Source organism: Aquabacterium sp., assembly GCF_041915145.1.
In the GTDB taxonomy this organism is placed as follows: Bacteria; Pseudomonadota; Gammaproteobacteria; order Burkholderiales; family Burkholderiaceae_C; genus Aquabacterium.
Window position 1 is genome coordinate 60952 of sequence record NZ_JAYSBZ010000001.1, and the last position, 15010, is coordinate 75961.

The 15010-nt window shown below is 64.3% G+C and carries 17 protein-coding genes; 13 read left to right on the top strand and 4 right to left on the bottom strand.

Annotated elements, in window-relative coordinates:
- Positions 1-2: 2 nt before the first annotated feature.
- Positions 3-380 carry a glutaredoxin family protein gene (locus tag ACE3SS_RS00295; RefSeq protein WP_374590101.1) on the bottom strand — a complete coding sequence of 126 codons (378 nt, stop codon included), beginning with the start codon at positions 378-380 and terminating at the stop codon, positions 3-5.
- Positions 377-1006, bottom strand: a complete 630-nt coding sequence (gene plsY / locus ACE3SS_RS00300) for a glycerol-3-phosphate 1-O-acyltransferase PlsY (RefSeq protein ID WP_374590103.1) — start codon at positions 1004-1006, stop codon at positions 377-379. The genes ACE3SS_RS00295 and plsY overlap by 4 nt, the downstream gene beginning before the upstream one ends.
- Before the next feature lie 24 nt (positions 1007-1030).
- Between plsY and ACE3SS_RS00305 the strand changes: the two genes are divergently transcribed.
- The 10 genes from ACE3SS_RS00305 to ACE3SS_RS00350 all read left to right on the top strand — a co-directional run bounded on the left by ACE3SS_RS00305 (position 1031) and on the right by ACE3SS_RS00350 (position 9126).
- A complete protein-coding gene (locus ACE3SS_RS00305; protein WP_374590105.1) occupies positions 1031-1939 on the top strand; it encodes a hypothetical protein in 909 nt (302 codons plus the stop codon).
- A 218-nt stretch (positions 1940-2157) separates the two neighbouring features.
- Positions 2158-2841, top strand: coding sequence for a DnaA regulatory inactivator Hda (gene hda, locus ACE3SS_RS00310; protein WP_374590107.1), 684 nt, complete (start codon positions 2158-2160; stop codon positions 2839-2841).
- Positions 2838-3506 carry an HAD family hydrolase gene (locus ACE3SS_RS00315; protein ID WP_374590109.1) on the top strand — a complete coding sequence of 223 codons (669 nt, stop codon included), beginning with the start codon at positions 2838-2840 and terminating at the stop codon, positions 3504-3506. Before hda ends, ACE3SS_RS00315 begins: the two co-directional genes overlap by 4 nt.
- The gene (pcnB, locus tag ACE3SS_RS00320; RefSeq protein WP_374590111.1) at positions 3503-5041 is read left to right on the top strand and encodes a polynucleotide adenylyltransferase PcnB; all 1539 of its coding nucleotides are present in this window, start codon (positions 3503-3505) and stop codon (positions 5039-5041) included. Before ACE3SS_RS00315 ends, pcnB begins: the two co-directional genes overlap by 4 nt.
- Before the next feature lie 9 nt (positions 5042-5050).
- A complete protein-coding gene (gene folK, locus ACE3SS_RS00325) occupies positions 5051-5554 on the top strand; it encodes a 2-amino-4-hydroxy-6-hydroxymethyldihydropteridine diphosphokinase (RefSeq protein ID WP_374590113.1) in 504 nt (167 codons plus the stop codon).
- A gap of 198 nt (positions 5555-5752) precedes the next feature.
- Positions 5753-5965 carry a 30S ribosomal protein S21 gene (gene rpsU / locus ACE3SS_RS00330; RefSeq protein ID WP_012346814.1) on the top strand — a complete coding sequence of 71 codons (213 nt, stop codon included), beginning with the start codon at positions 5753-5755 and terminating at the stop codon, positions 5963-5965.
- Between the two features lie 146 nt (positions 5966-6111).
- Complete coding sequence (locus ACE3SS_RS00335; protein WP_374590117.1) at positions 6112-6558, top strand: GatB/YqeY domain-containing protein; 447 nt, start codon at positions 6112-6114, stop codon at positions 6556-6558.
- A 75-nt stretch (positions 6559-6633) separates the two neighbouring features.
- The gene (locus ACE3SS_RS00340; RefSeq protein WP_374590119.1) at positions 6634-6975 is read left to right on the top strand and encodes a TIGR01244 family sulfur transferase; all 342 of its coding nucleotides are present in this window, start codon (positions 6634-6636) and stop codon (positions 6973-6975) included.
- Positions 6976-7078: 103 nt separating this feature from the next.
- Positions 7079-7621 carry a TRAP transporter small permease subunit gene (locus ACE3SS_RS00345; RefSeq protein ID WP_374590121.1) on the top strand — a complete coding sequence of 181 codons (543 nt, stop codon included), beginning with the start codon at positions 7079-7081 and terminating at the stop codon, positions 7619-7621.
- On the top strand, positions 7621-9126 hold the full coding sequence (locus tag ACE3SS_RS00350) for a TRAP transporter large permease subunit (RefSeq protein WP_374590161.1): 1506 nt from the start codon (positions 7621-7623) through the stop codon (positions 9124-9126). The genes ACE3SS_RS00345 and ACE3SS_RS00350 overlap by 1 nt, the downstream gene beginning before the upstream one ends.
- 70 nt (positions 9127-9196) lie before the next feature.
- Here ACE3SS_RS00350 and ACE3SS_RS00355 read toward each other — a convergent pair whose 3' ends face one another.
- Positions 9197-10276 (bottom strand): TRAP transporter substrate-binding protein, encoded by a 1080-nt coding sequence (locus tag ACE3SS_RS00355; protein WP_374590123.1) that lies wholly within the window; start codon positions 10274-10276, stop codon positions 9197-9199.
- 46 nt (positions 10277-10322) lie between these two features.
- The gene (gene pmbA, locus ACE3SS_RS00360) at positions 10323-11735 is read right to left on the bottom strand and encodes a metalloprotease PmbA (protein ID WP_374590125.1); all 1413 of its coding nucleotides are present in this window, start codon (positions 11733-11735) and stop codon (positions 10323-10325) included.
- Positions 11736-11861: 126 nt separating this feature from the next.
- Here pmbA and yjgA point away from each other — a divergent pair, with 126 nt between their 5' ends.
- The 3 genes from yjgA (at position 11862) to ACE3SS_RS00375 (ending at position 15009) form a co-directional block, all read left to right on the top strand.
- The gene (gene yjgA / locus ACE3SS_RS00365; protein WP_374590127.1) at positions 11862-12455 is read left to right on the top strand and encodes a ribosome biogenesis factor YjgA; all 594 of its coding nucleotides are present in this window, start codon (positions 11862-11864) and stop codon (positions 12453-12455) included.
- 1 nt (position 12456) lies between these two features.
- The gene (gene mog, locus ACE3SS_RS00370) at positions 12457-13065 is read left to right on the top strand and encodes a molybdopterin adenylyltransferase (protein ID WP_374590129.1); all 609 of its coding nucleotides are present in this window, start codon (positions 12457-12459) and stop codon (positions 13063-13065) included.
- A gap of 249 nt (positions 13066-13314) precedes the next feature.
- Positions 13315-15009, top strand: coding sequence for a FecR domain-containing protein (locus tag ACE3SS_RS00375; protein WP_374590131.1), 1695 nt, complete (start codon positions 13315-13317; stop codon positions 15007-15009).
- Position 15010 lies beyond the last annotated feature (1 nt).

A 15010-nucleotide genomic window follows, 5' to 3' on the forward strand; every position in this document is an offset into this window, starting at 1 on the left:
CGTCAGAGGCTGGCACGCGGGGGCCGCTGAAGCATCTCCGCCAGCTCTTGCGGGTCGAAGCCGACCAGCCGCTCGCCGCGCACCTCAAAGGTGGGGGTGCCTACACCGCCCAGCGCTTGATAGCGCGCCAAGCAAGCCGCGTTGAGATCGATGTCGCACTCGGTGAACGGAATCCGGTGCTCATCGAACCAGTGACGCGCCTTGACGCAGTACACGCAGGTCTGCGTCGAGAACATCACGATTTCGCCGGGACGTGCGTTCGATGCGATGTCCTGGGCCCAGCGACTCTCTGATCGAGCACGCCATGCGTGCATGCCGCCATAGACCAGGGCCAGCAGCGCCAGCAGTACCCACCAGTCTCGACGGCGAGGGGCGGTCATGCCGCAGGCTTGGCCTTTTGTCCGATCTTGCTCTCGGTGCCGGCCAGCAATTTCGAGATGTTGGCGGCATGACGCCAGATCAGCAGGCCACTCATCATGGCCACGCCCACCGCCACGGCGATGCTGCCGAACAGCCAGGCGGCAAGGGCCGGCGCGGCCACGGACGCCGCCAGCGAAGCCAGGGACGAATAGCGAAAAACGACGGCCATCACCAGCCAGACCAGCCCGCAAGCCAAACCGAGCCAGCCGCTCAGCCCCAGCAGCACACCCGCAGCCGTGGCAACGCCTTTGCCCCCCTCGAACCGAAAGAACACCGGCCACAAGTGCCCCAGGAAGGCGCCGCCGCCCACGGCGATGGCGGCATAAGCTGGCCATGCGAGCTCGGCTCCCCAACGCACGGCCAACCAGGCCGGCAGCCATCCTTTGAGCGCATCGAACACCAGCGTCAGAATCGCCGCGCCTTTGTTGCCTGAGCGCAAGACGTTGGTCGCGCCGGGATTCTTGGAGCCGTAGGTGCGAGGGTCCGACAGGCCGAACAGGCGGCTGACGATGACCGCAAACGACAGCGAACCGAGCATATAGGCAGCCACAACGGCCACTGAAAGCGAAACCAAGGGTGTGAGCATGGGCGACAAATGAAATGCAAAAGGTTGGACGGCAAGCGTCTGGCCCCCGAGTTTAGGGGCTGCCGTGCCTGGAATCGGCTCGCGCCGTGGGTAAGTCCCCATGACACAGCCTGGAGCCGCCCCCACCATGCCAGCCGAAAACCTTGTCGGCTTTGCCTTTCTTTCGACCTCTACCGGATTCATATGTTGCATCTCGACCGTACCCGCTCGACCAAGTGGTTTCTGGCGCTGCTCGTGGCAGTTGTCGCAGCAGGCGCCTGGTGGGGGTGGACGGCCAGTCGACATGCGCCCGGCCAAGATGGCGCGTCGGGCAGCGTCTTCCCGTGGTCGCGGGCTGATCAATCGACCAGCAGCGCGACGCCCACCGCGAATGGCAACAAATGGGTGGAGTCGTTGTCCAAGCCGACGCCGCCTGATCAGAGGCCCGAGTTCTTGACGGAAGACGAATGGAAATCCTTGCGCGAGGCGCTTAAAGACACGCCGAACCGCGAGCATGAGCAGGCACGCATCGTCGAATACTTGCGCTTTCAAAAGATGTTCCAACTCTGGCAGTCGATGCGTGATTCGCAAGACGCTGCCAAACGTCAAGCTCTGGCCAAGGACTTGCTCGACGCCATTCCGCAACGCCTTGAGAACCGTGAGGTGAGTGCTGGTGAAGCGCAACTGCTGCAAGCCACCTTGCTGGAGGAACTGATCCCCGATGCGCAGCAACGGCAAGTTCGGTTGCAAGCCGAAAAACAGCGGCTGACCATTCAGCCCTCCGAGACCGATGTTGCCGCGCAGCGCCAGGACACGGCCAAGCTCCAGGAATACAAGCGCCGCGAGGCGGAAGTCATTGCCCAGTGGCAGGCCATGCCCGTCGAGCAGCGGGATCAGCGCTGGCTGGAGAGCCAGCTGGACGCAGCGCGACGCGCTGCCTACGAAGGGCGCTGACTCGCCGCCATCAGATCGGGGCCAGTTGCCCGGTTCCGAAGATCAAGTCGTGCGCCGCTAGAATGGCCGGAGGCGCTTCTCGGCGCGCGGCGGTTGGGTATCCTTCATGGCTGCCGCTCGCCAGGCACCCCTCATTTCCTTGATACCCCTCTGGTCGTCGCCCCGGCGTGGTTCGGGCGCGATGCCTGATCGCAATGCTTGCGATCCTTGCTTAGTCAATGAAGCAAATTCCTTTGGCGCTGGGGCCTGACCCGGCTTTCGATTTCGACAATTTCGCCGAGGGCGCCAACGCCCAACTGGTGCATGCCTTGCGCGACAACCCACTGCCGAGCGGCCCGATCTACCTTTGGGGCGCGGCCGGTTCCGGCAAAAGCCATCTGCTGCATGCCACGGCCCATCGCGTGGGGGCTGGAGGCGGCCAGGTGCTGTGGGCTGGCCCCAATCGCCCGCTGCCCTGGACATGGCCCGATGACGAACATGCCACACAACCGGCGCTCGCCGTGATCGACGATTGCCACGCGCTGGCCCCGGATCAGCAGCAGGCCGCGTTCAGCCTGTTCGTCACCGGCGCCGGCGCCGGGCATTGCATTCTGGCTGCGGGAGCCTGTCCGCCGGTGGACTTGCCGTTGCGCGATGATTTACGGTCTCGCCTAGGATGGGGGCTGGTCTTCAAGACCGAGCCGCTGACCGATGAAACGGTAGACCAGGTTCTGCGCCAGGAGGCTGCCCGCCGGGGCATCGAACTGGGCGACGACGTCATCCGCTATTTGCAGACGCGCTTCGAGCGAGATCTCAAGTCGCTGATGTCGCTGCTCGATCGCCTCGATCATTTCTCGCTCGTTGAAAAGCGCGGCATCACGGTGCCGCTGCTCAAGCAAATGCTGTTACAAGACGCCTCATGAATCTGTGCCTGTTCGACCTCGATCACACCTTGCTGCCACTCGACTCCGACCACGAATGGGGCGAGTTCATGGTGCGCGTGGGGTGGGCTGACGCCGCAGTGTTTCGCAGTCGAAACGACGAGTTCTATCGCCAATATCAAGAGGGCGTTCTCGACCTTCCGGCGTACATCGACTTTGCAACCGGCGTTTGGCGGCACCGCTCGACCCGCGAGTTGAACGAAATCCATCAGCGTTTCATGCGCGAAGTCATCGAGCCAGCCCTGAAACCCCAGGCGCTGGATCTGGTGCGGCAGCACCAGGAGCAAGGTGATCTGGTTGCAGTGGTCACCGCCACCAACGAATTCGTCACCACGCCGATCGTCGAGGCATTTGGCGTGCATCATCTATTGGCCGTGAAACTGATGCGCGGCCAGCATGGACAAGTGACTGGCGCCATTGATGGCGTGCCGACCTTCAAGGAAGGCAAGATCACCCGTGTCGAGCAATGGCTGGCCGAGCGGTACTTGTCTCTTGACGCCTTTGAACGGGTGAGCTTTTACAGCGACTCGATGAACGACTTGCCGCTGCTGGAGCGGGCAACCGACCCCGTGGCAACCAATCCCAGCCCGCCACTCGAAGCCATCGCATTGGCTCGTGGCTGGCGCATTTTGAAATTGTTCGCATGATCAAGAAATTCATCAGCTCGCTGCTGACCAAGCGGCGTACAGCCGCCTCGCCGGTGAAGCACAGCCACAAGACGGGGCATCGCGAAGACATCCCGCATCGAGATCACGGCATTGATCTGAGCTTGGTCGATGATCGCGCGGTCAAGGTCGTCGAGACGCTGCAGCAAGCGGGCTTCGAGGCCTACATCGTCGGCGGCGCGGTACGCGATCTGCTGCTGGGGTTGCGGCCAAAGGACTTCGACGTGGCCACCAACGCCACGCCCGAGGAGGTCAAGGGACTGTTCCGCCGCGCCTTCATCATCGGGCGCCGATTCCGCATCGTGCACGTGGTGTACGGGCGAGGGCGTGAGCATGAGGTGATCGAGGTGTCGACCTTCCGCGCCCATCTTGACGCCGCCGACGCCGAGCAGGTCGCGGGCAACGAAAAGACCTCGCGCGCCGAACTGGCCGGCAAGAGTCACGTAGTCGATGCCAGCGGGCGCGTGCTGCGCGACAACGTCTGGGGGCCGCAGATCGAAGACGCGGCGCGGCGCGACTTCACCGTCAACGCGCTTTATTACGATCCGCGCACGCAGATCGTCGTCGACTACCACCACGGCTTGCGCGACGCCAAGAAGCGCGTGCTGCGCATGATCGGCGACCCCGAAACACGCTACCGCGAAGACCCCGTACGCATCATTCGCGTCGTGCGTTTCGCGGCCAAGCTGGGCTTCGAGATCGACGCCAAGACCCGCGAGCCGATCAAGCGTGCCGCCGCCTGGCTTGACAACGTGCCGCAGTCGCGCCTGTTCGACGAAATGATCAAGCTGCTGCAAACCGGCCACGCGCAAGCTTCGGTCGAAGAGCTGCGCAAGCAGGGACTGGATCGCGGTGTCTTCCCGGTGCTGGAGGCCGCGCTCATCGGCGCCAGCCCGGCGCGCCAGCAGTTCGTGCAAGCCGCGTTGGCTGATACCGACCGCCGCGTCGGCGAAGGCAAGCCCGTTGCTCCGAGCTTCTTGCTGGCCTGCTTGTTGTGGCACGACGTGCTGGACGGCTGGCAGCGGCTCAAGTCTCGCGGCGAAGCGCCTTTCCCGGCCCTGCAGCAGGCCATCGACACCGCCTTCGACTCGCGCATCGGCGACATCTCCGGGCGAGGCAAACTGGCCGCTGATATGCGCGAGATCTGGATGATGCAGCCGCGCTTCGACAAGCGCGTCGGCAATGGCCCGTTCACGCTGGTCGAGCAGCCGCGCTTCCGCGCTGGTTTCGACTTCTTGCGACTGCGCGCGCAGGCCGGTGAAATCGACGCCGAACTGGGCAGTTGGTGGGAGGCCTTCTCGCTCGCCGAATTGGACGAACGCAAGAGCTTGCTCGAGCAAGTCCGCCCGGCACGCACTGCAGTGCGTTCACCGCGCAAGCCTGCCGCATCGGGCGGCTCCCCTGCGGTGGCCGACGCGGAGGAGTCGTCCGCCGACCCGGCCAAGAAGCGTCGTCGCCGCCGCCGCAAGCCGGCAGGCCAGGGGAGTGGCGAGGGTGGGGCTGGCGGCGAAGCCTGACTCCGCAGAATGAGCGTCGCCTTCGTCGGGCTGGGGGCCAATCTGGGCGATGCGCGTGGCACGCTAGCCCGGGCTGCGCAGGCCCTCGACCAATTGCCGAACAGTCGATTGACCGGCGTTTCGTCGTTGTACAAAAGCGCCCCGATTGACGCTACCGGTCCCGACTATCTCAACGCTGTCGCGCAACTTGACACATGCTTGCCGCCGCTCGAATTGCTGCGGGCCTTGCTGTCGCTCGAAGCGGAGCATGGTCGCGAGCGCCCCTATGTCAACGCGCCGCGCACGCTCGACCTCGACTTGCTGGCCTACGACCAACTGACGCTGCAATTGCCAGAGCTCACGCTGCCGCATCCCCGCGCTCATTTGCGCGCTTTTGTGCTCCTGCCCTGGGCTGAATTGGCGCCAGGGGAAGTGTTGGGAGGGTATGGAACGATTGATTGCCTGAGCGTGTCGATTCGCGACCAATCGATCGAACACGTGGCGCCTGCACCTGCGTGGTGGCAACGGCAATAATTTTTGATTTGCGCAAATTTGACAGCGGTATATAATCGCTGGCTTTACTGGTAAAGCTGTGCCGAGTGCGTATAAGTAGCGTCTCTTTAGATGCTTCTGAATCACGGTAGGACGCCGGCCTTGATCCGCGGAATTTCCAGGGCTTGGCATGAACCTCGCGCATAAACGGCACTAATTTGAATTGGAAAGCAACCGTACATGACGACCATCCGTGTCAAGGAAAACGAACCGTTCGACGTGGCTCTGCGCCGCTTCAAGCGCACCATCGAAAAGCTGGGCCTGCTGACCGAGCTGCGCGCTCGTGAGTTCTACGAGAAGCCCACTGCGGAGCGCAAGCGCAAGAAGGCTGCCGCCGTGAAGCGCCACTACAAGCGCGTTCGCAGCATGCAACTGCCGAAGAAGCTCTACTGATCGCAGTCGAGCATCGGCCGTAGCGCTCCACGGAGTTCAACGGCTCGCTACCCGCCAGATCGGTTGACGCCTTTCTCAGCGGAACGCCAAAAAGCCCGCGCGGGGACGCCCATGCGGGCTTTTGTCTTTCTCACCAGGAATTCGCCATGAGTCTCAAAGATCAGATCACCGAAGACATGAAATCGGCCATGCGTGCCAAAGAGGCAGAACGCCTCGGCACGATCCGCTTGCTGCTGGCTGCGATCAAGCAGAAGGAAGTCGACGAGCGCATCACGTTGGACGACGCGGCGGTTGTCACCGTGGTCGACAAGCTGATCAAGCAGCGCAAGGACTCGATCGCCCAATATTCGCAGGCCGGGCGCACCGACTTGGCGGACAAGGAATCGGCAGAACTGGCGGTGCTCGAAGGCTACCTGCCGGCTCGCTTGAGCGAGCAGGAAGTGGCTGCCGAGGTGGTCGCCATCGTGGCCGAACTGGGCGCATCCGGCCCTGGCGACATGGGCAAGGTGATGGGGGCCGTGAAGCAGCGTCTGGCCGGCAAGGCCGACATGGGCTTGGTGTCAGCAGCGGTCAAACAGGCTCTGACCAAATAAGCAGCGGGCCGGATGGCTTTTCCGCAGTCAGGCAACGGCTGCTCGTTCTCGTCATAGATCAGGAAGCGATTCACCATGAGTTTGCCCCTCCAGACCTTGAGCGCCGACGTGTGCGCAGCCCCCCAGCTTTCGCCAGAAGCTATGGCCGACGTGGCGCGGGCTGGTTTCAAGAGCGTGATCAACAACCGCCCTGATTTCGAAGGCGGGCCGGATCAGCCCACCAGTGCCAGCATCGAAGCTGCGGCTCAGGCGGCCGGGCTGCAATACGTGCACTTGCCGGTCAGCGGCGCTTATCAATCGCCTGAAGAAATCGCTCGCTTCGCCGAACTGCTCAAGACCTTGCCCAAGCCGATTCTGGCCTTTTGCCGCAGCGGGGCCCGCTCGGGCAAGTTGTTTTACGCTGCGACCACGGCTTGATCCGCAAAAGTCTGCATCACTCATAAAACGATAAAACCCCGCTGCCACGCAGTTGGCGAGATCGCGCCAGGCACGGGGTTGTTCTGCAACGAGGAGACAACTCGTGCCCCCCGTGATCCTCACGTACATCCGCGCGATGGACGCCATCTCGCGTCTATTCGGCCACATCGCCAGCGTATTGGTGCTGGCGACCTGCCTCATTTGTGCCGGCAACGCCACGGCCCGCTACGCCTTTCATGGCGGCTCCGGCTGGTGGTCAGACATCCAGTGGTATCTGTTCGCCGCCACGGTTTTCTTCGGCGCGCCCGTGCTGGTCACGCTCAATGAGCATGTGCGGGTGGACGTGCTCTACGGATCGCGCAGCGGCAAGACCAAGGCCGTCATTGACCTGCTGGGCTTCGTGCTGTTCTACATGCCGCTGTGCGGCGTCATGGTCTGGACGTCCATCACCTTCGTGCATGACGCCTACGTGCAGCACGAGGTGTCGAACAACGCCGCCGACCTGCTGCGCTGGCCGGTCAAGGCTCTGATCCCGGTCGGCTTCGGCCTGCTGATCCTGCAAGGCGTGGCCGAGATCCTCAAGCGTGTCGGCTTCTTGCGCGGTTCTTATGCCATGGATACGCACTACGAAAGGCCGCTGCAATGATCCCGATGGAGTTCATGGCGCCGGTGATGTTCGGCATGCTCGTCGTGGTCATGCTGATCGGGTTCCCGGCGGCGTTTTCGCTCGGCGCGCTCGGGCTGGGGTTCGGCTTTCTGGCGGTGTCGTGGGGCTACTTCCCCGAGGCATTCCTGTCGAACCTGCCGCTGCGCGTTTTCGGCATCATGTCGAACGACCTGCTGCTGGCGATCCCGTTCTTCACCTTCATGGGCGCCATCCTCGAACGATGTGGCCTGGCTGAAGACCTGCTCGAAGGCAGCGGTCAGCTGTTTGGCGGCTTGCCGGGCGGGCTGGGTTTCGCGGTCATCATCGTCGGCGCGATCCTGGGGGCCATCACCGGCACCGTGGCCGCCAGCGTGATCGCGATGGGCGTGATCTCGCTGCCGATCATGATGCGCTACGGCTACGACATGCGCTACGCCACGGGCGTGATCGCGGCATCCGGCACGATCACGCAGCTGATCCCGCCGTCGCTGGTGCTGGTGGTGCTGGCCGACCAACTGGGCAAGCCGGTGGGTGACCTGTACAAGGGCGCGATCGGCCCCTCGATATTGCAGACGCTGATCTTTCTGGCCTACACCGTAGCGGTGGCCGTGCTGCGCCCTAAGTGGGTGCCGCCCTTGCCGCCTGAGGCCCGCGTGCAGCGCGGTTGGGCACTCTGGAAACGCGTGCTGTGGGGCATGATCCCGTCGATCGTGCTGATCTTTCTGGTGCTGGGCACGATCTTCATGAGCTGGGCGACCGCCACCGAGGCGGGCGCGCTCGGCGCCATCGGCGCGCTGGTGCTGGCGGCCATGCATCGCCGCCTGAGCTGGAAGCTGGTCTGGCAAGGCATGGACTCGACGATGCGCCTGACGGCCATGGTGGTGTTCATCCTGATCGGCTCCAGCGTGTTCTCGCTGGTCTTCCAGGGTGTGGACGGCGCCAAGTGGATCGAGAACATGCTGTCGCACCTGCCAGGCGGGCGCATCGGCTTCCTGGTCGTGGTGAACATCTTCGTGTTCTTCCTGGCCTTCTTCCTCGACTTCTTCGAGATCGCCTTCATCATCGTGCCGCTGCTGGCGCCGGTGGCCGACAAGCTGGGCATCGACCTGATCTGGTTTGGTGTGCTGCTTTGCGTCAACATGCAGACCAGCTTCATGCACCCGCCGTTCGGCTTTGCGCTGTTCTACCTGCGCGGCATCGCCGACCAGATTCACAAGGGCGGAGCCATCGACCGGCCCGTGGCCTCGCGTGACATCTACCTCGGCGCGCTACCCTGGGTGGCCATGCAATTGCTGCTGGTGGCGGTGGTGATCTTCTGGCCGAACTCCGTGAGCTACTGGCTCGACAAGGAAGTGGCGGTCGACCTCGACAAGGTGAAGATCGAAGCCCCGGTGGACGACGCCCCGCCGGCGCCCGCCGCGTCGAGATCGGAGCCGGCCGTGGACGATGCCGACTCGCGAGCGCTCAACGACGCACTGAAATCCGAGGCTGCAAGCGGCAAGTGATGCGCGCCGTGCGCCCAAGAAAAACGCCGCTACATGAGCGGCGTTTCTTTTCGCGGTGGCGTGGCACCGATTACTTCAGGTTCTGCATGAAGCTGTCGAAACGCGCCTCGGTGAAGCGGAACCACAGGTTCTCGTCTTTCAAGAAGCGGGCGTAGTCTTCGTAGACCTTGCGCCAGTTGGCGTTCTTGGCGTTGAGCTCGGCGTAGATGTCTTGCGAAGCCTTGTAGGCCGCCTCCATCACATCTTTGGGCATCGGCACGAAGTTGACCTTGGCTGCGGCGAGCTGCTTCAATGCCAGCGGGTTGCGAGCGTCGTACTTGGCTTGCATGTCTACGTGAGCCTGGTACGAAGCTGCCTCGATCATGGCCTTGTACTCGCTGTTCAGCGCCTCGTAGGCCTTGGTGTTGATGAAGAAGTCGAGCTGCGGGCCGCCTTCCCACCATGCGGGGTAGTGGTAGTAGCTGGTCACCTTTTGAAAGCCGAGCTTCTGGTCGTCGTAGGGGCCGACCCATTCGGCCGCGTCGATGGTGCCCTTTTCAAGCGCCTGATAGATCTCGCCGCCGGGGATGGCCTGCGGCACGGAGCCCAGTCGCTCGATCACCCGCCCGGCGAAGCCGCCGATTCGCATGCGCAGGCCTTTCATGTCGGCCAGCGATTTGATCGGCTTCTTGTACCAGCCGCCCATCTGCGCCCCGGTATTGCCACCCGGGAAGTTGATGATGTTGTACTTGGCGTAGAACTCGCGCATCAGCTTCAAGCCGTTGCCCTCGACCATCCAGGCCGTCATCTGACGCGAGTTGAGGCCGAACGGGATGGCGCAACCGATGGCGAAGGTTTCGTCCTTGCCGAAGAAGTAGTAGGGCGCCGTGTGGGCCATCTCGACAGACGCGTTCTGCACGGCATCGACCACCTCGAACGGCTTGATCAGCTCGCCACCCGCATGCACCGAGATCTGGAACTTGCCGCCGGACATGTCGGCGATCTTCTTGGTGAAGACTTCGGCCGCGCCGTAGATCGTGTCGAGCGACTTGGGGAAGCTCGATGCCAGGCGCCAGCGCACGGTGGTCTGCGCATGGACGATGGCCGGGGCAGCACCGGCGGCCAGCACGCCTGCGAGGCCCGCGCCGCTGACAAAGGAACGTCGTTGCATGGGGGTGTCTCCTGTTGAATATTTTTTGAGTCAGACGGCGGCGGCCTCAGTGGCCAGCCACCTTCATGCGCTCGATCAGCACCGAGCCGATCGTCTTGGTGCCCATGTTGTAGGTGTCGGCGCCGACCGCTGCGATCTGCTGGAACATGTCGCGCAGGTTGCCAGCGATGGTGATCTCATGGACGGGGTAGGCGATCTTGCCGCCCTCGACCCAGAAGCCTGCCGCGCCGCGTGAATAGTCGCCCGTCACGTAGTTGACGCCTTGGCCCATCAGCTCGATCACGAACAAGCCCCGGCCCAACTTTTTGAGCATCGCGTCGAGGTTGTCCGACGCCTTCGTGAGCTTGCTGCAAAAGGTGAGGTTTTGCGAGCCGCCCGCGTGGCCGGTGGTACGCATGCCGAGCTTGCGCGCCGAATAGCTGGACAAGAAATAGCCTTGCGTCACGCCAGCGTCCACCACCTTGCGTGCTCGCGTGATCACGCCTTCGTCATCAAACGGGGCACTGCCCTTGGCTTTGCGGATGTGCGGGTCTTCATCGATGCTGATGTGCTCCGGGAAGATCCGCTGGCCCAGGCTGTCGACCAGGAAGGTGGCCTTGCGATACAGCGCGCCGCCGCTGGTGGCTTGCACGTAGGCGCCCAGCAGGCCGGCCGCCAGGGTGGACTCGAACAGCACCGGCACTTCGCAGGTCGCGATCTTGCGCGACTTCAGGCGCGACAAGGCCCGCTCGGCGGCGTAGCGGCCCACGGCTTCCGGGGACGACATATCTTCCGGCGCCCGCATCGAGGTGTACCAGGCGTCGCGCTGCATGCCGTCGCCCCGACCGGCAATCGGCGCGACCGACAGCGAATGGCGCGAGCTGGCGTAGCCGCCTCGAAAACCGCGTGTGTTGCCAGCAAAGAAGTGCGATTGCTGCGCCGACACGCCCGCGCCTTCGGAGTTGGTGATGCGCTTGTCCGTCTTGATGGCGGCGGCTTCGCAGCGGCGCGCGATCTCGGCGGCCTGATCGGCGTTGATGTTCCAGGGGTGGAAGAGGTCGAGATCCAACCGTGCGGCATCGCCCAGGGCCAGATCGGTTTCGTCAGGCAGGCCGGCCGCCGGGTCTTCGGCGGTGTAGCGGGCGATGTCATACGCGGCGCGCACGGTTTGCTCCAGCGCCTCGCGCGAGAAGTCAGACGTGCTTGCGTTGCCACGGCGCTGCCCGAGGTACACCGTGACGCCGATGGACTTGTCGCGGTTGCGCTCGACGTTCTCGATCTCGCCCTTGCGGACCGACACCGACAAGCCGGCGCCCTCGGACACCTCGGCGATCGCATCGCTGGCGCCCAGGTTCTTGGCCATCTTGAGCGCGTCTTCAACCAGTTGCTCGAACTGCTCGCGGCTGTGGGCGAAACCCTGCGACGACGTGGGAGCCGGCGAGGCCGAAGAAGAACGAGAGCGGGTGGTGTTGCGCGACATGAGGTGTGTGCTGGGGTGAAAGGCGAAACGTATGATAGCCATGCTGTGCGGTGCCCGTCCTCCTGTGGTTTGCGTGAGGTGGGGCGCCGGCCGGCAGCTGTCTACCAACGATTTCGACCCCACACCATGCACGACCCCGACGACTCGTTCGAGCCCGAAGCCGCCCCACGGCTCACCCGCAGCGAGCGCCCCAGCCGAACCCAGCGCAAGAAGGCTTCTCACGAACTGCAGGACTTGGGCGAGCACCTCGTGCGCCTGCCCGAGAGCCGCCTGGCGGACATCGAGATGCCCGAGAGCCTGCGTGATGCGATCGAGCAATACAAGGCCACGCGTTCGTTTGAAGGCAAGCGCCGGCAAATGCAGTACATCGGCAAACTAATGCGCGCGGCCGACCCCGAGCCGATTCGCGAGGCCGTGGCCGCCTTCGAGCTGGGCACCGCCCGAAACGCCCTGGCGCTGCATCAGGCCGAGCTGTGGCGCAGCGAGCTGATCAGGTCTGACGAGGCCGTCACCCGCTGGGCCGATGAATTCCCGGGCTCAGACGTGCAGCAACTGCGCACCCTGATTCGTTCGGCGCGCAAGGATGCCGCCGAGGCGCCCGAAAAGCGCAGCGGGCGAGGCTTTCGCGAGCTGTTCCAGTTCGTGAAGGCGCAGCTGGAGTCCGACTCCAGTTCCACCGGCGGTTCGGACCATCGCGACGACGACGTGCGAGAGGACTGACATGGCCAGCGTCTACCAACCCGTCAAGATCGGGCTCGTTTCTGTGAGCGACCGCGCCAGCAGCGGTGTCTACGAAGACAAGGGCATTCCGGCCCTGCAGGACTGGTTGACACGCGCATTGCGTAACCCGGTCAGCTGGGAGCCCCGCTTGATCGCCGACGAGCGTCCGCTGATTGCCGCAACCTTGCGCGAACTGGTCGACGAGCAAGACTGCGACCTGGTTTTGACCACCGGAGGCACCGGCCCGGCGCCGCGCGATGTGACCCCGGACGCCACGCTCGATGTGGCCGAGCGCGAGATGCCCGGATTTGGCGAGCAGATGCGCCAGATCAGCCTGCGCTTTGTGCCCACAGCCATCTTGTCGCGTCAGACTGCCGTGATCCGTGGCAAAGCACTGATCATCAACCTGCCGGGTCAGCCCAAGTCGATTGCCGAGACGCTCGGAGGGCTGAAAGAAGCCGCGGGAGTGAGCGTCGTGCCCGGTATTTTTGCTGCCGTGCCGTATTGCATCGACCTGATCGGGGGCCCGTATCTAGAGACGGACCCGGCAGTTTGTGCGACATTCAGACCCAAGTCGGCTTTGCGACCGATGCCGCCCAGCGAAACTTGATACCACCTGCGGCGCAGATGCCGCGCTCTTTGGCTTCGGGAGACTGCTGTCATGCGATCCATCCCACTCCTTGCTTCGAGCGTCTGGCCCGGCACGCTGCGGTGGGTGGTTGCGGCTTCGCTGGCTTGTTGTGCATCTTCCGGCTTGCAGGCTGCGGGCCGATCAGTGCATGCCTCTGCCAGATCCGCTGAACCTTGGATCGAATTGACCGTGGTGCGGCGAGACTCCCTGATCGGCTTGTCCCGTCAAGTGTTGATCTCTCCCCGTGCGTGGCGCGAGGTTGCCAATTTCAACCAGCTCGCCGACCCCAATCTCTTGCTGCCTGGGCAAGTGCTGCGCGTGCCGTCGCACCTGGTCAAGACGCTGCCGGTAGCCAGTCGCGTGATCGACGTCGAGGGCGAAGTCCAGGCCACCGACGCCAGCGGCGTGCATGCCATGCACACCGGCGACAACCTGCTCGAAGGCACGCAGCTCGCCACCAGCGAGCGAGGCTCGGCCGTGATCGGCCTGGCTGACGGCTCGCGCGTCCGTTTGCTGCCCAACAGCCTGGCGGCGCTGAGCGCCAGCCGGGTGGTGGCAGGGCGTGGCGCGCGCGGCGTGCCCGCACCGGCCTCGGTGGCGGCCAATGCGCCGAGCTCGGCACCCACCACCGGAGCGGCATCCACGCCAGCAGCCGCCAAAGGCGGCTCGCCGGCAACCGAGGGCTGGTTCGTCGGCACGATGCGTCTGGTGCGCGGCTCGATGGAGGTACTGGCCAGCAAGATCAATCGTGCCAAGCCGCTGGAGGTCGAAACCCCCACGACCGTGGTCGGCGTGCGGGGCACCGATTACCGCGTGGGCGTGGAGCCTGCTGCCGAGGCGGGCCCCGCCACCCGCGTGGAGGTGCTCGATGGCCGTGTGCAGGTGGACGCTCGCACGAGTCAGGCCCAATCAACCGCCTCGACGCTGCTGCAGCCGGGGCGGGGCGCTTACGTCAACGCACAGGGCGGCATGCAGCTGGAGCCGCTGCTGCCGGCGCCCGATCTGGCCGGTTTGGCTGAGCGGGTTGAAGTGCCGCTGGTGCGCTTTGAGTGGCCGCATCCCCAACCGGTGCGCGTACAGGTCGCGCGCGGTGCCGATTTCAACGAGGTGGTGTTCGACCAGAAGATGGCCGCCACCGAAGCCTTGCACGTGGGTGGCCTCGAAGACGGCACCTGGCATCTGCGCGTGCGGCAAATCAGCGCCGCCGGCATCGAGGGTTTCGACGCCTACCATGTGTTCGTTTTGAAGGCGCGCCCCGAGCCACCGGCATCGCAGGCGCCGCGGCCACAAACCAAGCACCCGGTCGGCGCCATCCTGTTTTCATGGGCGCCCAACGCGCTGGCCACTCACAGCCGCCTGCAGGTGGCGCGTGATGCCGAATTCAAACAACTGGTCGAGCAACGTGATGGGTTGAGTGGCGACAGCCTCAGCCTGGGCTTCAGCCAGCCCGGCCACTACTACTGGCGCCTGGGCAGCAACATCGTCAGCGCCGAGCGAGGTATTGACGCAGGCCCCTGGGGGACGGTGCAGCAGTTTGACGTGCGCCCCTTGCCGCTGCCACCGTCGAACCGCCTGGCCGAAGACGGCGCGCTGATTCTGAGTTGGGGCGAGGTGGCGGACGCCAGCGCGCCTGGTGGCGCGGCGGGCGCGGTGCGCTACGCCGTCGAATTGGCGCAAGACGAGCAATTCAAGCAACCGATTGCGCAGACCGAATTGAGCACGCCGCAATGGCGCATCAAGGGCCCTGGCTGGCATGCCGAGCCGGGCAGTATTGCGGTCAGCGGCACGGCGTACTTCCGCTACCGCACCATCGAGCCGGACGGCTACGTCTCGCCGCCCAGCGCGCCGCTCAAGGTCGAACTGCCTCGCGATCCGCGCGGCCCCTGGATGCTGTTGCTGCCGCCGGCCTTGCTGCTGCTTTGAT